The following is a 19004-nucleotide window of genomic DNA, read 5'->3' on the forward strand; positions in this document are numbered from 1 at the left end:
ATGGAATCGCTAGATCTGTTGGCCATGCGCGAGAGCTTTACCCGGCAACGCATATTGCTCTGCTTCAACGGCCCCATCTCGCGCAGCCTGATCGAGGAAATCGGCCACGCGCTGCGCAACTACCTGCAGGCCGAACAGGCGCACCCCAGCGAAGCGATGGACGTGTTCGCCGTCTACATCGAGATGACCCAGAACATCCGCCACTACGCCACCCAGCGCGGCTACAACGAGCAGGAGGCCTCGGCCACCGTGGCGATTGCCCGCGATGACGAAGGCCACTACGTGGTCTCCGCCGGCAACCTGGTGGAACTGGCCGACGGCCAGGGCCTGGTGCGCAGCATCGAAGCCATCGCCGGGCTCGACAAGGTCCAGCTCAAGGCGGCCTACAAGGAGCAGCTGCGCCGCCCGCGCGACGCCGAAGCCTCCACCGGCGCAGGTCTCGGCCTGCTGGACATCGCCCGCAAGTCCAGCGCGCCGCTCAAGACCTCCCTCACCGAACAACCCGACGGCCGCGCCTTCTTCAGCCTGCGCGCCGTGATCTGAACCGCGAAATTCAGGAAGACCCGACATGAGCGATCTCAACGTCACCGGAACCCAATCCACCCCACAGATCCACGGCGACTGGCAGGCCGGCATCCTCGCGATGCAGGGCGACTCCTACCCGGAGAACTCCTTCGAGCTGTTCGGCCAGGTCATCGAGTGGGTCGAACGCTTCCTCACCCAGGAACAGCGCCCGCTGGAACTCGACCTGCGCCTGCTGTACCTCAACACCAGCTCGATCAAGGCCATGATGGACATCTTCGACCTGCTCGAAGAAGCCCACGGCCAGGGCCGCAGTACTCGCGTGGCGTGGCACTACGACCGCCGCAACGAGCGCGTCGCCGAACTGGCCGAGGAATTCCGCGAGGACTGTACCTTCCCGTTCGTCATCCAAGCCTACGACGAGTAAGAGCCATGACTAGCGAGCGCGAGCTGGACCTGCTGATCGAAGAGCTGCTGGCCGACCCCCAGTACGAAGGGCACCCCCTGCGCGAGGCCCTGTACCAGAAGCACCAGCAATCCCTCGACCAGCTCGCGCGCCTGGAGCGCATCGCGCGGATTTCCGACGGCTTCCAGTCCATGGCCCGGCAGCAGAACAGCACGCTGTCCGAGCGCTACCACAAGCAGCTGCGCCAGCTGGAAAAGGTCGCGCGCATCTCCGACCGCTATCAGGACATGATGCGCGACCTGAACATCGCGCTGAAGGAAGCCTCGACCCACGACACCCTCACCGGCATCGCCAACCGCCGCCTGCTGATGGAGCGCCTGCGCGAAGAAAGCGAACGCGCCCAGCGCCACGGCGAGTCCTACGTGCTGGCCATGCTCGACGTCGACCGCTTCAAGCAGGTCAACGACACCTGGGGCCACGAAGTGGGCGACCGCGTGCTGGTGGAAATCGGCCGCGCCATGGAGTCAGCCCTGCGCCAGTACGACCTCTGCGGCCGCTGGGGCGGCGAGGAATTCCTGCTGATCCTCCCCGACACCCGCCTGGCCGACGCCGCCGCCATCATCGAGCGCGTGCGCAACGACATCCGCTGTCTGGCAGTGCGCGTGGGCACCAACGCCCTGTCCGTCACCGCCAGCTTCGGCGTCGCCGAGCACCATCCGGGCGAAAGCTACTCCCAGACCCTCAGCCGCGCCGACGCCGCATTGCTGGATGCCAAGCGCAGCGGGCGGGACAAGTGCGAGTTCGCTCAGGCCTGAGCCAGCAAGGGCGCATCCGCGCGGGTGGCATCCCGGGGCGAACCCGATTAAGGTCCACGGACCGCATGGAAAGGATGCAGCATGGCCAACAAGTCTCCCTCCCCTCGCCAGCAGACCCATCTCGCCGTCCTGATCGACGCCGATAACGCGCCCGCCGCCATCGTCGAAGGGCTGTTCGAGGAAATCGCCAAGTACGGCGTTGCCAGCGTGAAGCGCATCTATGGCGACTGGACCAAGCCCAACCTGGGCAAGTGGAAGCAGGTGCTGCTGGACCACTCCATCCAGCCCATGCAGCAGTTCGCCTACACCAGCGGCAAGAACGCCACCGACAGCGCGCTGATCATCGACGCCATGGACCTGCTCTACACCCGCCGCTTCGACGGCTTCTGCCTGGTCTCCAGCGACAGTGACTTCACCCGGCTGGCCGCGCGCCTGCGCGAAGAGGGCCTGACGGTCTACGGCTTCGGCGAGGAGAAAACGCCCAAGCCCTTCGTCTCCGCCTGCGACAAGTTCATCTACACCGAGATCCTGCGCGCTGCCGCCGACCCCGTCGCCGAGCCCGCACCGGCCGCCGACAAGGCTGCCGCCCCGAGCACCGCCGAAGCGCCGAAGCCCGCCAGCAAACCCAAGTCGCAGAAAGTCCCGCTGGACTTCATCGCCAAGGTGCTCGACGACATCGACGGCGACGACGATGACTGGGTGCAACTGGGCGCCCTGGGGCAGAACATCAGCAAGCTGCAGCCAGCGTTCGACCCACGCCTGTATGGCTTCAAGAAGCTCAGCGACCTGATCAAGGGCCACCCCAAGCGCTTCGAACTGCAGGCAAGGGGCATCGGCAATACCGGCGGGAAGGACTTGTACGTGCGCAATGCCGGCCCGGTGCGTTGAGCCTGCGTCAGCTCAATGCAGCGTCACTTTCCGGTCGTTAGGGTGGGCCTTGAACCTGCAACGGAGTCGCCCCATGCGCCCCTGGCTGATAGCCCTGCTCCTCACCCTGGCCGCCGGTACCGCCCACGCCGGCACCCTGCGCTGCGGCACCAGCCTGATCAACGAAGGCGACCCGATGGACGAGGTGCTCGCCAAGTGCGGGCAGCCGGACAAGCGCGTCGTCACCCCGCCGACGAAGCCACGGCGCGGACCGGACGGCAAATTCATCCCCGGCAATCCGCAGCTGGAAACTTGGATGTACGGCCCGAACAACGGTGCCTATCGCTACCTTTTCTTCCGCGACACACAGCTGCAATTGATCAACACCACGCGCAAGGAACTGCTCTGAGCGCACCGCGCTCTTCATCCCAACACGCCCGCCGCTACCAAAGGCGCCTACCCATCGCGGCGGCATCTCCCTAGACTGGTCGCCTTCGCCAATCCGGAGGGCACCATGCAAACCCCATTCGACTTCACCCTCGGCATCGACCCGCAAGCGCGCGACGTCGTGGTCAAGGGCCTGCTCGCCTACAACCTGGGGCAGATGGGCCGCAGCAACACCTACGACGACTTCGAACTCTACGCCCGCAGCGATGACGGCGAAGTGGTTGGCGGCATGTTTGGCCAATCCGGCATGGGCTGGCTCTACATCGACTATCTCTGGCTGCAGGACGACCAGCGCGGCAGCGGCCTGGGCAGCCAGCTCATCGCCCTCGCCGAAGACGAAGCCCGCCGCCGCGGCTGCGTTGGCCTGTTCCTCTACACCTACAGCTTCCAGGCTCCCGGCTTCTACGAGAAACAGGGCTTCGAGCGCATGGGCGTGCTGGAAGACTGCCCGCCGGGGCATCAGCGCATCTACCTGAAGAAGCACCTGGGCTGATCTTCGCGCCTGCTCCCACCGCCGGCCCTGCCGGCGGATCGCGGGCATGGCCCGCTCCTACACGCACGCCGGAAACGGCTGCTTGTTGGTTATCCCTGGCATTCCTATCCTCGCCCAGTCACATCAGTGACCTGGGTTTGGCGACCCGACTTAGTAGGCGCAATGGCGCCAATAGGTGCATGCAGGAACAGCGAATGTTCCAGCAGGCCCCCGCACGATTGCAGATATCTGCGATGCTCTAGGGCAGATCGCGCGGGGAGACCTCCAGGTCTGCCGGGTCCTACTACCGGTTCGCCAACCCCGCGCGGTCTGCCACCCTTCGTTTGGCGACGCAGGAGGCAGCTCTCAACGACTAGTAGGAGCTCCACTCAATGCACAACGTCATCTACACCCCAACCTTCTTCACCCGCAAAAAGCGCTGCCTGCGCGGTCTGATGCTCGACAACCAGGCCTGGTTCGCCTCCCGCGATATCGCCCGCCTGCTCTCCGTCCAGTATCCCGACAGCTTCCACCACCGCTTCTTCCCCCACGAAGTCCAGACCCTCCCGCTGACCTACCGCACCGGCACCACGGAAGACACCGTCCTGCTCAGCGAAGCCGCCATCTACAAGGCCTTCGTCCGCTTCGGCCACCCCGAACTCGAAGCACTGGACCGCTGGCTCTGCCACGACGTCATTCCCACCCTGCGCGACCAGCACACCCCTGAATCCGAAGCACCCCGCCGTGTCCTCCTCACCTGGGACGCCCGCCGCCTGATGCTGCTCAACTGGCAAGGCGACCTGTGGATGCGCTGGGAAGAAGTTCCCCGGATGTTCGATTACTCCTGAGCCGCAGCAGCATGGGTATCGCTCCGCTCCACCCATCCTACAAAGGTTTCAGCCGGCTCCCGCAGAGCCGCAAGTGACCGCGAACGCAGGATGGCGTGGAGCGCAGCGATACCCATCAATGCCCACAGGACGCGCCATGACCTCATACCGCCGCGACAGAACCGATGGCGCCACCTGGTTCTTCACCCTTGCCCTGGCCGACCGCCGCTCACGCCTGCTGGTAGAGAACATCGACCTGCTCCGCGCCGCCTTTGGCTACACGCAACAACGCCACCCCTGGCACATCGACGCCATCGTCATCCTGCCCGACCACCTGCACGCCATCTGCACCCTGCCAGTGGGCGACGCGAATTACGCGCTGCGCTGGCGGCTGATCAAGACAGAATTCTCACGGGCGCTCCCCAGGACGGAGGTCGTCTCTGGCAGCCGCCAGACAAAGGGCGAGCGCGGCATCTGGCAACGGCGTTACTGGGAGCACCGAATTCGCGACGACCTCGACTTCGTACGGCACGTGGACTACATCCACTTCAATCCGTGCAAGCACGGCCATGCTCCCCGCGTGGTCGATTGGAGGTGGTCGTCATTTCATCGCTACGTGCGTGACGGGCTGCTGGTGAGGAATTGGGGCGGGGAGGCAGTGGAGGGAATCGAGGCGGGGGAATGATGGGTATCGCTTCGCTCCACGCCATCCTACGAATAGGTTCCCGGAAAGAACGGTGCACTTGGCAATAAAAAAGGCCGGTCATCTGACCGGCCTTTTTCTTACCGCTTATTCACCATCAGCCATTGCTGGGGAAGGCGAACTGCGCCGCTTCGTGCGACTTGCGCTGCGGCCAGCGCTGGGTGATGGCCTTGCGCTTGGTGTAGAAGCGCACGCCATCCGGGCCGTAGGCGTGCAGGTCGCCGAACAGCGAACGCTTCCAGCCGCCGAAGCTGTGGTAGGCCACCGGTACCGGCAGCGGTACGTTGACGCCGACCATGCCGACTTCGATCTCGTCGCAGAACAGGCGGGCCGCTTCACCGTCGCGGGTGAAGATGCAGGTGCCGTTGCCGTATTCGTGGTCGTTGATCAGCTGCATGGCTTCTTCCAGGCTGTTCACGCGCACGATGCAGAGCACCGGGCCGAAGATTTCTTCCTGGTAGATGGTCATGTCCGGGGTCACCTTGTCGAACAGGGTGCCGCCGATGAAGAAGCCGTTCTCGTGACCGGCCACCTTGAAGTTGCGGCCGTCGACCAGCAGCTGGGCGCCTTGTTCGACACCGGTGTCGATGTAGCCGGTGACCTTGGCCTGGGCAGCGCCAGTGACCAGCGGGCCCATGTCCAGGCCGCAGTTGGTGCCGGCGCCGATCTTCAGGGCCTTGATCTGCGGAACGATCTTCTCGACCAGTGCGTCGCCGATCTGGTCGCCCACGCAAACGGCCACGGAGATCGCCATGCAGCGCTCGCCGCAGGAGCCGTAGGCCGCACCCATCAGGGCGCTGACGGCGTTGTCCAGGTCGCAGTCGGGCATCAGAACGGCGTGGTTCTTGGCGCCGCCCAGGGCCTGTACGCGCTTGCCGCGCTTGGTGCCTTCGGAATAGATGTATTCGGCGATCGGGGTCGAGCCCACGAAGCTCAGGGCCTTCACTTCCGGAGCTTCGATCAGCGCGTCCACGGCGGTCTTGTCGCCGTGCACCACGTTCAGCACGCCTTTCGGCAGGCCGGCTTCTTCGAAGAGTTCGGCGATCAGCAGGGTGGAGCTCGGGTCACGCTCGGACGGCTTGAGGATGAAGGTGTTGCCGCAGGCGATGGCCAGCGGGTACATCCACAGGGGCACCATGGCCGGGAAGTTGAACGGGGTGATGCCGGCGACCACGCCGATCGGCTGGAAGTCGCTCCAGGCGTCGATGTTCGGGCCGACGTTGCGGCTGTATTCGCCTTTGAGGATTTCCGGGGCGGCGCTGGCGTACTCGACGTTCTCGATGCCGCGCTTGAGTTCACCGGCGGCGTCTTCGATGGTCTTGCCGTGTTCTTCGCTGATCAGCTGGACGATGCGCTGCTCGTTGGCTTCGAGCAGTTGCTTGAAGCGGAACAGCACCTGGGCGCGCTTGGCCGGCGGGGTGTTGCGCCAGGCCGGGAAAGCGGCCTTGGCGGCGTCGATGGCCTGCTGCACGGTTTCGCGGCTGGCCAGCGGGACCTTGCGGATGGCTTCGCCAGTGGACGGGTTGAAGACGTCGGCGGTGCGGCCGGTGTCGGCGATCATCTCGCCGCCGATCAGGTGCTTGACGGTGGTCATGGGAAGTCTCTTCTCGCTGAAAGTGTGGGGGCGGAGCTCGCGAAGAGCCCCTCTCCCTAGCCCTCTCCCTGAAGGGAAAGGGGATTTGTACGGTGCACGGCTCGGGCGTGGAGGCCCGCCGGGAAGGTCACTCTACGGTGACATCCGCCGGCGTGCCTTCTCGCGTGCCCGCGCACTCAGTGGCTGTGTGGGTGGTCGTCGCTCTTGAGCTCGATCTCGATGAACGCCACTTCGTGATCGCAAGGATTGATCACGTTGTGCTCGGTTCCGATCTGACGGGTGTAGCTCGCACCCAGGACCAGCGGCGCGCGCCGCTCGCCCTCGGGGGTTTCCAGCAGCAGTTCGCCGTTGGTCACCGGGACCACGACGTATTCCATGCCGTGGCGGTGCCAGCCGGTCTCGGCACCGGGGGCGAAGCGCCACTCGGTGACCAGGACCTTGTCGTTGTCGATCTGTACCGTCGGGACGGCCTTCGGACGCTCGCTCACTTAGGCTACCCCGTTGAGGGCATCGCCCACGGCGCTGAACAGGCGGTCCAGGTCCTCGGGCTTGGCGTTGAAGGTCGGGCCGAACTGCAGGGTGTCGCCGCCGAAGCGCACGTAGAAGCCTTCTTTCCACAGCTTCATGCTGGCTTCGAACGGACGCACGATGGCGTCGCCGTCACGGGCGCCGATCTGGATGGCGCCGGCCAGGCCGCAGTTGCGGATGTCGATGACGTTCTTCGCGCCCTTCAGGCCGTGCAGGGCCTTCTCGAAGTAGGGAGCCAGTTCCAGCGACTGCTGGATCAGGTTCTCTTTCTCCAGCAGGTCCAGCGCGGCGATACCGGCGGCGCAGGCGACCGGGTGCGCGGAGTAGGTGTAGCCATGGCCGAACTCGACGGCGTATTCCGGCAGGTTCTGACCCATGAAGGTGTCGTAGATTTCGCTGCTGGCGATCACCGCGCCCATGGGGATGGCGCCGTTGGTGACCTGCTTGGCGACGTTCATGATGTCCGGCTTCACGCCGAAGTACTCGGCGCCGGTGGCCTTGCCCATGCGGCCGAAGGCGGTGATCACTTCGTCGAAGATCAGCAGGATGTTGTGCTGGTCGCAGATTTCGCGCAGGCGCTGCAGGTAGCCCTTCGGCGGAACCAGGACGCCGGCGGAGCCGGACATCGGCTCGACGATGACGGCGGCGATGTTCGACGCGTCATGCAGTTCGATCAGCTTCAGCAGTTCGTTGGCCAGCTCGACGCCGCCGGTCTCGGCCATGCCCTTGGTGAAGGCCATGCCCGGCTGCAGGGTGTGCGGCAGGTGGTCGACGTCCATCAGCTGGCCGAACATCTTGCGGTTGCCACCGATGCCGCCCAGGGCGGTGCCGGCGACGTTCACGCCGTGGTAGCCACGGGCGCGACCGATCAGCTTGGTCTTCTGCGCCTGACCTTTCAGGCGCCAGTAGGCGCGGGCCATCTTGATCGAGGTGTCGGCACACTCGGAGCCCGAGCCGGTGAAGAACACATGGTCGAGGCCGGCCGGGGTCAGCTGGGTGATTTTTTCAGCCAGCTTGAAGGACAGCGGGTGGCCGTACTGGAAAGCCGGGGAGTAGTCGAGGGTGGTCAGCTGCTTGGCGACCGCGTCGGCGATTTCCTTGCGCGAGTGACCGGCGCCGCAGGTCCACAGGCCCGACAGGCTGTCATAGATCTTGCGGCCCTGGTCGTCCACCAGCCAGCTGCCTTCGGCGGCGACGATGATGCGCGGGTCCTTGTGGAAGTTGCGGTTGGCGCTGAAGGGCATCCAGTGGGCCTTCAGGTTCAGTTCGCTGGCCACCGACGGGGTGACGTTCACTTGCTGGTTCATGGAGCATGTCCTCGACGACAGTCTTGTTGGGCGCGCAGGCCGCGTCGGGCCTGGTGCGATGCTCGTAGATTGGGCCTGACTTAACGTGAGTTAAAGCTTATTCTTCTTACGTTCAGTTTCGGATTGGTAAAACTAAAATGGCGAAACAACGGGCGCCTTCCCTGGGCCAGGTCAGCGACTTCGAGATCCGCCTGCTGCGCATCTTCAAAACCATAGTCGAGTGCGGCAGCTTCTCGGCCGCGGAAAGCACGCTGGGCATCAGCCGCTCGGCCATCAGCCTGCACATGGGTGATCTGGAAAAGCGCCTGGGCATGCGTCTGTGCCAGCGCGGCCGGGCGGGCTTCGCGCTGACCGACGAGGGCCGCGAGGTGTACCGCGCGACCCAGTCGCTGCTGGCGGCGCTGGAGGGTTTCCGCGCCGAGGTCAACGAGCTACACCAGCACCTGCGCGGCGAGCTGAACATCGGCATCATCAACAACCTGGTGACCCTGCCGCAGATGCGCATCACCCACGCCCTGCGCGCGCTGAAGGCCAGCGGGCCGGGCGTGCGGATCAACATCGGCATGACCACGCCCAACGAGATCGAGCTGGGCGTTCTCGACGGACGGTTGCACGTCGGGGTGGTGCCGCTCATCAGCCCGCTGTCGGGGCTGGAGTATTCCGCTCTTTATGAGGAGCGCTCGCTGCTGTTCTGCAGCCAGGAGCACCCGCTGTTCGAGCGCGACGACGCGAGCATCACGGTGGAGGAGATTCACGCCTGCGACGCGGTGGAGCCCAGCTACCGCATCCCCGCCGAAGCCCAGGAGCGCCACCAGGAACTGCGCGGCAGCGCCAACGCCTCGGACCGCGAGGGCATGGCCTTCCTTATTCTCACCGGCAGCTACATCGGCTACCTGCCCGACCACTACGCCGCCGATTGGGTCGCCCAGGGCCGCCTGCGTCCGCTGCGGCCGGAGCGGTTCCACTACGACATCCCGCTGACCGTGGTGACCCGCAAGGGCCGCCGGCCGAACCTGGTGCTGGAGCGGTTCATCGAGGCGGTGGCGGAAAGCCGCTGATCCGCCAGACGCTCAGGATGAATGCCTCCGTAGGATGGCGTGGAGCGCAGCGATACCCATCAATCCGGCGCGCCGACAGCATGGGTATCGCTGCGCTCCACCCATCCTACCTGGCGACACGCCGGTGACACTGGCGCGGGATCAATCCCGCGCAAGCCACATTCTGCCTATCCAATTTGTCGCCCCAGCCACCAAAAATCCTATACCCCCTCCCCTGCAGCCCGCGGGCCGCGGGGTTTGCGTGGGTGCAGCTTTTCCCTAGCCTGCGACTACAAAAAACATAATTTCGCTATTCACAGCCTCTGAACAGAATGCGGCCAACAGCTCACCGCAGCCGCAACAAGAACAAACGTGATCAGAGTCTGAGGAAGCAAGCCATGACCGACCTGAATCCAGGCGCCTTCGGCAAGAAGTCGCTTGATAACCTGGAAATCGACACGCTGGTCGTTGGCGCCGGACAAGCCGGCGTGGCCATGAGCGAGCACCTGACCCAGCAGGGCGTGCCGCACATCGTGCTGGAAAAGAGCCGCATCGCCGAAGCCTGGCGCACCGGCCGCTGGGACTCGCTGGTCGCCAACGGCCCGGCCTGGCATGACCGCTTCCCGAACATGGAATTCCCGGTCGGCCCGGATGACTTCCCGGCCAAGGAGCAGGTCGCCGAGTACTTCGTCGCCTACGCCAAGCAGTTCAACGCGCCGATCCGCACCGGTGTGGAAGTGAAGAAGGTCACCCGCAACGAAGGCCGCCCCGGCTTCAGCGTGGAAACCTCCGAGGGCACCCTGCAGGCCCTGCGTATCGTCTCCGCCACCGGCCCGTTCCAGCGCCCGGTGATCCCGGCCATCGCGCCGAAGGACGAGAGCATCCAGCAGATCCACTCGGCCAAGTACTTCAACCCGCAGCAGCTGCCCGAAGGCGCCGTGCTGGTGATCGGTGCCGGCTCCTCCGGTGTGCAGATCGCCGACGAGCTGAACCGCGCCGGCAAGAAGGTCTTCCTCTCCGTGGGCGCCCATGACCGTCCGCCGCGCTCCTACCGCAACCGCGACTTCGTCTGGTGGCTGGGTGTGCTCGGCCTGTGGGACGCCGAGGAAGTGCAGCCGGGCCGCGAGCACGTGACCATCGCCGTGAGCGGTGCCCGTGGCGGCGAGACCATCGACTTCCGCCGTCTGGCCAACGAGGGCATCACCCTGACCGGCCTGACCAAGTCCTTCGCTGACGGCAAGGTGACCTTCCAGGACGACCTGGTGGCCAACCTGAAAGCCGGCGACGACAACTACCTCGGCCTGCTGGACGCCGCCGACGCCTATATCGAGCAAAACGGCCTGGACCTGCCGCTCGAGCCGGAGGCCCGCAAGGTCTACCCGGACGCCGAGTGCATCCGCAACCCGATCCAGCAGCTGGACCTGGCCGAAGCCGGCATCACCTCGATCATCTGGGCCACCGGCTACGCCGTGGACTTCAACTGGCTGCAGGTGAACGCCTTCGACGACAAGGGCAAGCCCAAACACCAGCGCGGCGTTTCCCGCGAGCCGGGCGTGTACTTCGTCGGCCTGCCGTGGCTGTCGCGCCGTGGCTCCTCGTTCATCTGGGGCGTATGGCACGACGCCAAGCACGTGGCCGGCCACATCGCCACCCAACGCCGTTATGTCGAATATCAGGATGCCTCGCAGCGCGAAGGCTCCGTTCCGAAAGCCGCATCCTGGGAGTAAGAGATGCCTACCCACACTCGCATCCGCATGTTCAACACCAAGGACACCTACCCGAACCAGACCCTGGACAACGACCTCTGCCAGGCCGTGCGTGCCGGCAACACCGTGTACGTACGCGGCCAGGTCGGTACCGACTTCGAGGGCAACCTGGTGGGCCTCGGTGACCCGCGTGCCCAGGCCGAACAGGCGATGAAGAACGTCAAGCAACTGCTGGAAGAAGCCGGCAGCGATCTGTCGCACATCGTCAAGACCACCACCTACCTGATCGACCCGCGCTACCGCGAGCCGGTGTACCAGGAAGTCGGCAAGTGGCTGAAGGGCGTGTTCCCGATCTCCACCGGCCTGGTGGTGTCGGCCCTCGGCCAGCCGCAGTGGTTGATGGAGATCGACGTCATCGCGGTCATTCCGGACTGATCGATGAACTGAAATGCGATGCGGCGACGCGGGATTTCCTGCCTCGCCGCTTCGTCGTTTATGCAGGTTTGCGCTGATAGAACAAGCAAAGGAGCCACCATGACCTTCTCCATCGTCGGCCGCTGCGCCGAAACCGGACAACTGGGTATCGCCATCAGCTCCTCGAGCATCGCCGTGGGCGCCCGCTGCCCCTGGGTGCGCGCCGGCGTCGGTGCGGTGGCCACACAGAACATCACCCTGCCGGCCCTCGGCCCGCAGATCCTCGACCAGCTCGAAGCCGGCCTGGAGCCGGGTGCGGCGCTGGACAAGGCGCTCTCCAGCAACGGCTACAGCCAGTACCGCCAGGTGACGGTGATCGACCAGCACGGCAAGATCGCGCTCTTCACCGGCAGCGAAGCGCTGGGCGTGTACAACGCCGTGGCCGGGGAAAACTGCGTGGCGGCGGGCAACCTGCTGTCGTCCCCCGCGGTGATCCAAGCCATGACCCAGGCCTTCGAAAGCGCCAACGGCTGCCTGGCCGAGCGCCTGCTGGCCGCGATGCAGGCGGCGATGGCCGCCGGTGGCGAGGCCGGCCCGGTGCATTCGGCCGCCCTGAAAGTCGTCGGCGACCTGGTCTGGCCGATCGTCGACCTGCGCGTAGACTGGGCGGACGAAGCGCCCATCGATGAGCTGGAAAAACTCTGGGTGGCCTACAAGCCGCAGCTGGAGGACTACCTGGTGCGCGCCCTCGACCCGACCAAGGCGCCGAGCTACGGCGTGCCGGGCGACGAATAAGCGACCCTCCCGCAGGGGCGGCCATGCCCGCTCCTGCAAAAGTTTTGAAGCAGGACCCGACCATGCCTTCCAGCCGCGAAATCCTCGCCGACCTGATCGCCTTCGATACCGTCAGCCGCAATTCCAACCTGGCGCTGATCCACTACATCCGCGACTACCTCGCGGGCTTTGGCATCGCCTGCGAGCTGTTCCACGATGCCGAAGGCGGCAAGGCCAATCTCTACGCCACGCTGGGTCCGCAGGACCGCGGCGGCGTGTGCCTGTCGGGCCACACCGACGTGGTGCCCACCGATGGCCAGCCGTGGACGGTCCCGCCGTTCGAGCTCACCGAACGCGATGGCCGCCTCTACGGGCGCGGTACCGCGGACATGAAGGGCTACATCGCCTGCGTGCTGGCGGCGGTACCGGCGTTCCTCGCCCAGCCGCTGCGCCTGCCGGTGCACCTGGCCTTCTCCTACGACGAGGAAGTCGGCTGCCTCGGCGTGCGCTCGCTGCTCGCCGCGCTGGAGCACCGCGAACACAAGCCGATGCTGTGCATCATCGGCGAACCCACCGAACTCAAGCCGGTGCTCGGCCACAAGGGCAAGCTCGCCATGCGCTGCCAGGTACACGGTGCACCGTGCCACTCGGCCTACGCGCCGCAGGGCGTGAACGCCATCGAGTACGCGGCGAAACTGATCGGCCGCCTCGGTGAGATCGGCACCCGCCTGGCCGCCCCCGAGCGCCATGACTCGCGCTTCGATCCACCCTACTCCACCGTGCAGACCGGCGTGATCAGCGGCGGCCGGGCGCTGAACATCGTGCCTGCCGAATGCCAGTTCGACTTCGAGGTGCGCGCGCTGCCCAGCGACGACCCGCAACAGGTCGCCGATGACCTGCGTGCCTTCGCCGAGGCCGAGCTGCTGCCGAAGATGCGTGCGGTGAAGGCCGAGACGGACATCCGCTTCAGCGAAATTTCCGCCTACCCGGCGCTGGTCACCGACCAGCAGGCCCAGGCTGCCGAGCTGATAGCGCTGCTCAGCGGCTCGCGCGACTTCACCACCGTTGCTTATGGCACCGAAGGCGGGCTGTTCCACCAGGCTGGCATCCCCACCGTGGTCTGCGGCCCGGGCAGCATGGACCAGGGCCACAAGCCGGACGAGTTCGTCAGCCTGGAGCAGTTGGCGAAGTGCGATGAAATGATGGGGCGACTGGCGGAGTGGTTGCGCAGTTGATTCACCACGCGGTTTACCCGGCTTCGTAGGAGTGGACTCCGTCCGCGATGGGCATCCGGCTTGCCCGGAGCGGCCGGAAATCGATCGCGAAAGAATCGGCTGTAGGGCGCATAACCCGGAACGGGTTATCCGCCGAATCCCTCGCGGCGGATAACGCTGGCGCGTTATCCGCCCTACGATCCAGTCGGCCGGTCGCGGGCATGGCCCGCTCCTGCAGGTTCAGCGCTGCGCGGTCAGGCAAACGCCGCGCGCAGCTCGTCCATGTTCGCGAAGTAATGCGCCGGGCTCTCCGCCATCAACTCTTCGCGGCTGCCGAAGCCATAGCCGACACCCGCGGCGGACAGGCCGTTGCGGTGCGCGCCGATCAGGTCGTGCTTGCGGTCGCCGATCATCAGCGTCTGCTTCAGGTCCAGTTGCTCGATGCCCAGCAGGTGCTCGATCAGCTCGACCTTGTTGGTGCGCGTGCCGTCCAGCTCGCTGCCGTAGATCACCTTGAAGTGCCGGGCGAAGTCGAAGTGGCGGGCGATTTCGGCGGCAAACACGGTTGGCTTGCTGGTGCAGATGAACAGCGTGCGACCCTGGCCGCCGAGCAGTTGCAGCAGCTCGGCGACGCCATCGAACACCTTGTTCTCGTACAGCCCGGTGTCCTTGAAGCGCACGCGGTAGTGGTTCACCGCTTCCCAGGCGCGCGCCTCGTCGAAGTCGTAGGTGCTCATGAAGCACTGCAGCAGCGGCGGGCCGATGAAGTGTTCGAGCTGACGCAGGTCGGGCTCGTCGATGCCCAGCTGGGCGAGGGCGTACTGGATCGAACGGGTGATGCCCTCGCGCGGGTCGGTGAGGGTGCCGTCGAGGTCGAAAAGAATGTTCTGGTAATGCATGGGATCAGCGTCCGGCCGCGAAAGTCGGGCCCGAAGGATACTGTGCATGGCCGCCCGCGCGAAGCGCGGATCGCCGAACGACACTTCAGGGCGCCGCGCCCTGCCCCTGCTTGAGCACCCGGAAACCGCCGCTGGCGCTCACCGGCGCGGCCTCGCCGGCGCCGTAGGTCTGGGCTGTGGACTGTTCGTCCGGCTCTTCCTCCGGTTGCGCCAGCCGCCCAGTCAAGCTCTGCTGCACACGGGCGCCGAGGTGATCGACGCCGGACATCACCCCGCCGTCCGGGTCGCGCATCAGCGCCAGCCACTGTTCGTCGAAGGCGGCGTTGATCTCCTTGCGCAACTGGGTCTCCACCTCCGGTCGGTCGTGGTCGTTGCCGGCCATGCTGAACAGGGTGAAGGCCACCGAGATGACCGAGCCGGCGACCTTGCCCGCCGCGCTCGCCACCACCCCGGCGATGCTGCGGTTGCGCAACTCGTGCACCAGCTTGGCGCTGGTGCGCTGGGCCACCGGTGAGACGCCACTGACCTTGGTGCCGGCCCCGGCCTTGCCCGCCGCCGTGCGGATGTCCTGCATCAGCGCGGCGAAGGCCGGCAGCTTGCCGATGTCCTTGGCGTACACCACTTCATACAGCGAAGCATCGCGGCTGGAGGGCGGGCCGAGGGAGATCGCCGGGATGCCCATCAGGTGCTCGTCGAAGGCCTTCTGCGGGATGCCGCGGCGCTGGGGAATGTCCTTCACCGCCACGGTCAGCAGCTCGATGTAATGCCGGGTGGCCTTCTCCATCACCGCGTCGGGGTCGACCTGCTTCGCGACGGGTATCAGTACCTGCTTGCGGTACTGTTCCTGCAGATAGACGGCCAGTTTGTCGACGGTGGGATCGAGGTCGCCGTGGGAGCCCATCTTGTACCAGGCGACCTTCATGCTCAGCCATTCCTGGGTCCAGTAGCTGGAGAACCAGGGGATGAATTTCTCGTCGGTACGCTGGTAGACCAGGTCCATCCACTGCTGCATGGCCTCTTCGGCGTAGGCGCGGGCCTGGGAAGTGGCGGCCAGGGAAGCGGCGCCAATGTCGGCGTCCACCTGGTGCCAGGTGGCTTCGCTGATCGGGGCGGCGGGTTGGGCAGGGTGATGGGCGCAACCGGGCAAAACCAGCAGAAGCAGCGCCAGCAGGAGCAGGACGATGACACCGCCGCGCCGCCAGGGCGAAACGGTGGCGCTGGGGGAGCACAGACTGTTCATGGCCGCTCGCCGGCTCGGCGGCGCCGTGATGGCTGGCCGCCCGCTGCTGAACCCGGCCGGGCACGCGCTGGCGTCCGGTCACCTCGGGTCAGTATAGGGCGCCAGACCCTGCATGGCCGGCCGTCTGGCGGGACGGCCTGGTTGTAGGGCGCATAACGCCTCGGGCGTTATCCGCCATCGGGGGATCGGCGGATAAAGCGTTCCGCTTTATTCGCCCTACGGAGACTCCGCCGTCAGCCGGCATAACCCTCGGCAATATGCTGATCCTTCAACTTCACGTAGTTCCCAGCGGTATAGCTGAAGAACGCCCGCTCCTTGTCAGTCAGCGGCCGGGCCTTCTTCACCGGGCTGCCGACATAGAGGAAGCCGCTCTCCAGCGTCTTGCCCGGCGGCACCAGGCTGCCGGCGCCGAGGATCACCTCGTCCTCGATCACCGCACCGTCCATGACGATGGAGCCCATGCCCACCAGGATGCGGCTGCCGATGCTGCAGCCATGCAGCAGCACCTTGTGGCCGATGGTCACTTCGTCGCCAATGGTCAGCGGGAAGCCGTCCGGGTTGAACGGGCCGGCGTGGGTGATGTGCAGCACGCTGCCGTCCTGCACGCTGGTGCGCGCGCCGATGCGGATGCGGTGCATGTCGCCGCGAATGGTGACCAGCGGCCAGACCGAGCTGTCCGCGCCGATCTCTACGTCGCCGATGACCACGGCGCTGGCATCGACGAAGACGCGCTCGCCGAGGGATGGCGTTTTGCCCTGATAGGTTCGAATCGTCACGATAGCTTTCCTCTGGCTGCGGATAGGCCCGATTGTATTTAAGATGGCCGGGTGTTTCTTCAGCCAAGGTGCCACCGTGAGCGCGAATCCCCTTCTGCAGAGCTACGACCTGCCGCCCTTCTCCTCCATTCGCCCCGAGCACGTGAAGCCGGCCATCGAGCAGATCCTCGCCGACAACCGCGCCGCCATCGCGCGCATCCTCGCCCAGCAGAACGGCACCCCGACCTGGGCCGGCCTGGTGCTGAGCATGGACGAACTGCATGACCGCCTGGGCAAGGCCTGGAGCCCGGTCAGCCACCTCAACGCGGTATGCAACAGCGCCGAACTGCGCGAGGCCTACGAAGGCTGCCTGCCGCTGCTGTCCGCCTACTGGACCGAACTGGGCCAGAACCGCGAACTGTTCAAGGCCTATGAGTCGCTGGCTGCCGGTGCCGAGTCCAAAGACTTCGACGTCGCCCAGAAGACCATCCTCGAACACGCCCTGCGCGACTTCCGTCTGTCGGGTATCGACCTGCCGGCCGACCAGCAGCAGCGTTACGCCGAAATCCAGACGCGCCTGTCCGAGCTGGGCAGCCGCTTCTCCAATCAGCTGCTGGACGCCACCCAGGCCTGGACCAAGCACATCACCGACGAAGCCGCGCTGGCCGGCCTGACCGACTCGGCCAAGGCGCAGATGCAGCAGGCCGCCCAGGCCAAGGAGCTGGACGGCTGGCTGATCAGCCTGGAATTCCCCAGCTACTACGCGGTGATGACCTACGCCGAAGACCGCGCGCTGCGCGAAGAGGTCTACGCCGCGTACTGCACCCGCGCCTCCGACCAGGGCCCGAACGCCGGGCAGAACGACAACGGCCCGGTGATGCAGGAAATCCTCGACCTGCGCCAGGAGCTGTCGCGCCTGCTGGGCTTCAGGAACTTCGCCGAGCTGTCCCTGGCCACGAAAATGGCCGAGACCCCCGAGGAGGTCCTGCACTTCCTCCGTGACCTGGCCGTGCGCAGCAAGCCCTTCGCCGCCCAGGACCTTGCGCAGCTCAAGGCCTACGCCGCCGAGCAGGGCTGCCCGAATCTCGCCAGCTGGGATGCCAGCTACTTCGGCGAAAAGCTGCGCGAAGCGCGCTACAGCGTGTCCCAGGAAGCCCTGCGCGCCTACTTCCCGGTGGACAAGGTGCTCTCCGGCCTGTTCGCCATCGTGCAGAAGCTCTACGGCATCCAGATTCGCGAGCTGAACGACTTCGAGCGCTGGCACCCGGACGTTCGCCTGTTCGAGATCGAGGAAAATGGCCAGCACGTCGGCCGCTTCTACTTCGACCTCTACGCCCGCGCCAACAAGCGTGGCGGCGCCTGGATGGACGGCGCCCGCGACCGTCGTCGCACCGCCGGTGGCGAGCTGCAATCGCCGGTGGCTTATCTCGTCTGCAACTTCACCCCGGCGGTCGGCGGCAAGCCGGCGCTGCTGACCCACGATGAAGTCACCACCCTGTTCCACGAGTTCGGCCACGGCCTGCACCACCTGCTGACCCGCGTCGAACACGCCGGTGCCTCGGGCATCAACGGCGTGGCCTGGGACGCAGTCGAGCTGCCGAGCCAGTTCATGGAGAACTGGTGCTGGGAGCCCGAAGGCCTGGCGCTGATCTCCGGTCATTACGAAACCGGCGCACCGCTGCCCCAGGACCTGCTGGAGAAGATGCTCGCCGCGAAGAACTTCCAGTCCGGCCTGATGATGGTTCGCCAGCTGGAGTTCTCCCTGTTCGACTTCGAGCTGCACGCCACCCACGGCGACGGCCGCAGCGTGCTCGACGTGATCGAAGCGATCCGCGCTGAAGTCGCGGTGATGCGCCCGCCGGCGTACAACCGCTTCGCCAACAGCTTCGCGCATATCTTTGCCGGCGGTTACGCAGCCGGTTACTACAGCTACAAGTGGGCCGAAGTGCTGTCCGCCGACGCGTTCTCCCGCTTCGAGGAAGAAGGCGTGCTCAACCCGGCGACCGGCGCAGCCTTCCGCGAGGCGATCCTGGCCAAGGGCGGTTCCCAGGAGCCGATGGCGCTGTTCGTGGCCTTCCGTGGCCGCGAGCCGTCCATCGACGCCCTGCTGCGCCACTCGGGCCTGTCCGAGGAGGCGGCGTGATGAGCGAGGTGAAGAAGCGCTTCATCGCCGGGGCCGTCTGCCCGGCCTGCAGCGAGCAGGACAAGATCGTCATGTGGGACGTCGACGGCGTGCCGCATCGCGAATGCGTGGCCTGCGGCTACGCCGACACGCTCAACGCCCAGGGCCAGTCGGTGCCGAAAGAGCTGTCCACCCGCGTCAACACCAGCGCGCTGGAAAAGCCCAAGGACCCGAAGGTGCAGGGGGTGCAGTTCTTCCCCAATCCGAAGCTGAAGAAGCCGCAGGAATAGCGCCTGCGTGACGCTCAGCGGATGCCCCGGCTTGCCGGGGCATTTCTTTTTCACCCATGAGCTAT

At 65.8% G+C, this 19004-nt stretch carries 21 protein-coding genes; 15 read left to right on the forward strand and 6 right to left on the reverse strand.

Annotated features, from left to right (window positions below; translation table 11 throughout):
- The 8 genes from siaB to IB273_RS28725 all read left to right on the forward strand — a co-directional run bounded on the left by siaB (position 1) and on the right by IB273_RS28725 (position 5041).
- On the forward strand, positions 1 to 543 hold the full coding sequence (gene siaB / locus IB273_RS28690) for a biofilm regulation protein kinase SiaB (RefSeq protein WP_081518863.1): 543 nt from the start codon (positions 1 to 3) through the stop codon (positions 541 to 543).
- Positions 544 to 568: 25 nt separating this feature from the next.
- Positions 569 to 949: a biofilm regulation phosphoprotein SiaC gene (gene siaC / locus IB273_RS28695; RefSeq protein WP_081518864.1), complete on the forward strand. Its 381-nt coding sequence runs from the start codon at positions 569 to 571 to the stop codon at positions 947 to 949.
- A gap of 5 nt (positions 950 to 954) precedes the next feature.
- The gene (siaD, locus tag IB273_RS28700; RefSeq protein WP_081518865.1) at positions 955 to 1743 is read left to right on the forward strand and encodes a biofilm regulation diguanylate cyclase SiaD; all 789 of its coding nucleotides are present in this window, start codon (positions 955 to 957) and stop codon (positions 1741 to 1743) included.
- 81 nt (positions 1744 to 1824) lie between these two features.
- Positions 1825 to 2631: an NYN domain-containing protein gene (locus tag IB273_RS28705; RefSeq protein ID WP_192225592.1), complete on the forward strand. Its 807-nt coding sequence runs from the start codon at positions 1825 to 1827 to the stop codon at positions 2629 to 2631.
- Between the two features lie 73 nt (positions 2632 to 2704).
- Positions 2705 to 3019: a DUF2845 domain-containing protein gene (locus IB273_RS28710; protein WP_192225593.1), complete on the forward strand. Its 315-nt coding sequence runs from the start codon at positions 2705 to 2707 to the stop codon at positions 3017 to 3019.
- A gap of 105 nt (positions 3020 to 3124) precedes the next feature.
- Positions 3125 to 3550, forward strand: a complete 426-nt coding sequence (locus IB273_RS28715) for a GNAT family N-acetyltransferase (protein ID WP_151188924.1) — start codon at positions 3125 to 3127, stop codon at positions 3548 to 3550.
- A 371-nt stretch (positions 3551 to 3921) separates the two neighbouring features.
- Positions 3922 to 4377 carry a BRO family protein gene (locus IB273_RS28720; protein WP_192225594.1) on the forward strand — a complete coding sequence of 152 codons (456 nt, stop codon included), beginning with the start codon at positions 3922 to 3924 and terminating at the stop codon, positions 4375 to 4377.
- Between the two features lie 136 nt (positions 4378 to 4513).
- Entirely contained in the window at positions 4514 to 5041 is a 528-nt protein-coding gene (locus tag IB273_RS28725) for an REP-associated tyrosine transposase (RefSeq protein ID WP_192225595.1), read from the forward strand.
- Positions 5042 to 5156: 115 nt separating this feature from the next.
- Here the strand turns inward: IB273_RS28725 and IB273_RS28730 are convergent, their stop codons facing one another.
- From IB273_RS28730 to IB273_RS28740, 3 genes are all read right to left on the reverse strand, one after another.
- Positions 5157 to 6653 (reverse strand): CoA-acylating methylmalonate-semialdehyde dehydrogenase, encoded by a 1497-nt coding sequence (locus IB273_RS28730; protein WP_081518870.1) that lies wholly within the window; start codon positions 6651 to 6653, stop codon positions 5157 to 5159.
- A 176-nt stretch (positions 6654 to 6829) separates the two neighbouring features.
- Positions 6830 to 7141, reverse strand: a complete 312-nt coding sequence (locus IB273_RS28735) for a cupin domain-containing protein (protein WP_054910633.1) — start codon at positions 7139 to 7141, stop codon at positions 6830 to 6832.
- Positions 7142 to 8488 carry an aspartate aminotransferase family protein gene (locus IB273_RS28740; RefSeq protein ID WP_138213347.1) on the reverse strand — a complete coding sequence of 449 codons (1347 nt, stop codon included), beginning with the start codon at positions 8486 to 8488 and terminating at the stop codon, positions 7142 to 7144.
- A gap of 137 nt (positions 8489 to 8625) precedes the next feature.
- Here IB273_RS28740 and IB273_RS28745 point away from each other — a divergent pair, with 137 nt between their 5' ends.
- From IB273_RS28745 to argE, 5 genes are all read left to right on the forward strand, one after another.
- Entirely contained in the window at positions 8626 to 9546 is a 921-nt protein-coding gene (locus tag IB273_RS28745; RefSeq protein WP_081518872.1) for a LysR family transcriptional regulator, read from the forward strand.
- 377 nt (positions 9547 to 9923) lie between these two features.
- Complete coding sequence (locus IB273_RS28750; RefSeq protein ID WP_081518873.1) at positions 9924 to 11252, forward strand: flavin-containing monooxygenase; 1329 nt, start codon at positions 9924 to 9926, stop codon at positions 11250 to 11252.
- 3 nt (positions 11253 to 11255) lie between these two features.
- Entirely contained in the window at positions 11256 to 11666 is a 411-nt protein-coding gene (locus tag IB273_RS28755) for a RidA family protein (RefSeq protein WP_015474916.1), read from the forward strand.
- Between the two features lie 99 nt (positions 11667 to 11765).
- Positions 11766 to 12440 (forward strand): DUF1028 domain-containing protein, encoded by a 675-nt coding sequence (locus IB273_RS28760; RefSeq protein WP_192225596.1) that lies wholly within the window; start codon positions 11766 to 11768, stop codon positions 12438 to 12440.
- 62 nt (positions 12441 to 12502) lie between these two features.
- On the forward strand, positions 12503 to 13654 hold the full coding sequence (argE, locus tag IB273_RS28765) for an acetylornithine deacetylase (protein WP_192225597.1): 1152 nt from the start codon (positions 12503 to 12505) through the stop codon (positions 13652 to 13654).
- A 233-nt stretch (positions 13655 to 13887) separates the two neighbouring features.
- Here argE and IB273_RS28770 read toward each other — a convergent pair whose 3' ends face one another.
- The 3 genes from IB273_RS28770 to IB273_RS28780 form a co-directional block, all read right to left on the reverse strand.
- Positions 13888 to 14532 (reverse strand): HAD family hydrolase, encoded by a 645-nt coding sequence (locus IB273_RS28770; protein WP_081518876.1) that lies wholly within the window; start codon positions 14530 to 14532, stop codon positions 13888 to 13890.
- 85 nt (positions 14533 to 14617) lie between these two features.
- Entirely contained in the window at positions 14618 to 15772 is a 1155-nt protein-coding gene (locus tag IB273_RS28775; RefSeq protein ID WP_192225598.1) for a hypothetical protein, read from the reverse strand.
- A gap of 233 nt (positions 15773 to 16005) precedes the next feature.
- Complete coding sequence (locus IB273_RS28780; protein WP_192210476.1) at positions 16006 to 16548, reverse strand: gamma carbonic anhydrase family protein; 543 nt, start codon at positions 16546 to 16548, stop codon at positions 16006 to 16008.
- Positions 16549 to 16624: 76 nt separating this feature from the next.
- Here IB273_RS28780 and prlC point away from each other — a divergent pair, with 76 nt between their 5' ends.
- Both prlC and IB273_RS28790 read left to right on the forward strand, forming a co-directional pair.
- Entirely contained in the window at positions 16625 to 18670 is a 2046-nt protein-coding gene (gene prlC, locus IB273_RS28785) for an oligopeptidase A (RefSeq protein WP_192225599.1), read from the forward strand.
- On the forward strand, positions 18670 to 18939 hold the full coding sequence (locus IB273_RS28790) for a YheV family putative zinc ribbon protein (RefSeq protein ID WP_024763727.1): 270 nt from the start codon (positions 18670 to 18672) through the stop codon (positions 18937 to 18939). The genes prlC and IB273_RS28790 overlap by 1 nt, the downstream gene beginning before the upstream one ends.
- Positions 18940 to 19004: the final 65 nt, after the last annotated feature.

The sequence above is a fragment of the Pseudomonas sp. PDM19 genome (assembly GCF_014852215.1).
In the GTDB taxonomy this organism is placed as follows: domain Bacteria; phylum Pseudomonadota; class Gammaproteobacteria; order Pseudomonadales; family Pseudomonadaceae; genus Pseudomonas.

Excerpts from the sequence above, each read along its gene's own strand:
- siaB (WP_081518863.1), top strand. The coding sequence starts at position 1 with ATGGAATCGCTAGATCTGTTGGCCATGCGCGAGAGCTTTACCCGGCAA.
- siaC (WP_081518864.1), top strand. The coding sequence starts at position 569 with ATGAGCGATCTCAACGTCACCGGAACCCAATCCACCCCACAGATCCAC.
- siaD (WP_081518865.1), top strand. The coding sequence starts at position 955 with ATGACTAGCGAGCGCGAGCTGGACCTGCTGATCGAAGAGCTGCTGGCC.
- IB273_RS28705 (WP_192225592.1), top strand. The coding sequence starts at position 1,825 with ATGGCCAACAAGTCTCCCTCCCCTCGCCAGCAGACCCATCTCGCCGTC.
- IB273_RS28710 (WP_192225593.1), top strand. The coding sequence starts at position 2,705 with ATGCGCCCCTGGCTGATAGCCCTGCTCCTCACCCTGGCCGCCGGTACC.
- IB273_RS28715 (WP_151188924.1), top strand. The coding sequence starts at position 3,125 with ATGCAAACCCCATTCGACTTCACCCTCGGCATCGACCCGCAAGCGCGC.
- IB273_RS28720 (WP_192225594.1), top strand. The coding sequence starts at position 3,922 with ATGCACAACGTCATCTACACCCCAACCTTCTTCACCCGCAAAAAGCGC.
- IB273_RS28725 (WP_192225595.1), top strand. The coding sequence starts at position 4,514 with ATGACCTCATACCGCCGCGACAGAACCGATGGCGCCACCTGGTTCTTC.
- IB273_RS28730 (WP_081518870.1), bottom strand. The coding sequence starts at position 6,653 with ATGACCACCGTCAAGCACCTGATCGGCGGCGAGATGATCGCCGACACC.
- IB273_RS28740 (WP_138213347.1), bottom strand. The coding sequence starts at position 8,488 with ATGAACCAGCAAGTGAACGTCACCCCGTCGGTGGCCAGCGAACTGAAC.
- IB273_RS28745 (WP_081518872.1), top strand. The coding sequence starts at position 8,626 with ATGGCGAAACAACGGGCGCCTTCCCTGGGCCAGGTCAGCGACTTCGAG.
- IB273_RS28750 (WP_081518873.1), top strand. The coding sequence starts at position 9,924 with ATGACCGACCTGAATCCAGGCGCCTTCGGCAAGAAGTCGCTTGATAAC.
- IB273_RS28755 (WP_015474916.1), top strand. The coding sequence starts at position 11,256 with ATGCCTACCCACACTCGCATCCGCATGTTCAACACCAAGGACACCTAC.
- IB273_RS28760 (WP_192225596.1), top strand. The coding sequence starts at position 11,766 with ATGACCTTCTCCATCGTCGGCCGCTGCGCCGAAACCGGACAACTGGGT.
- argE (WP_192225597.1), top strand. The coding sequence starts at position 12,503 with ATGCCTTCCAGCCGCGAAATCCTCGCCGACCTGATCGCCTTCGATACC.
- IB273_RS28770 (WP_081518876.1), bottom strand. The coding sequence starts at position 14,532 with ATGCATTACCAGAACATTCTTTTCGACCTCGACGGCACCCTCACCGAC.
- IB273_RS28775 (WP_192225598.1), bottom strand. The coding sequence starts at position 15,772 with ATGAACAGTCTGTGCTCCCCCAGCGCCACCGTTTCGCCCTGGCGGCGC.
- IB273_RS28790 (WP_024763727.1), top strand. The coding sequence starts at position 18,670 with ATGAGCGAGGTGAAGAAGCGCTTCATCGCCGGGGCCGTCTGCCCGGCC.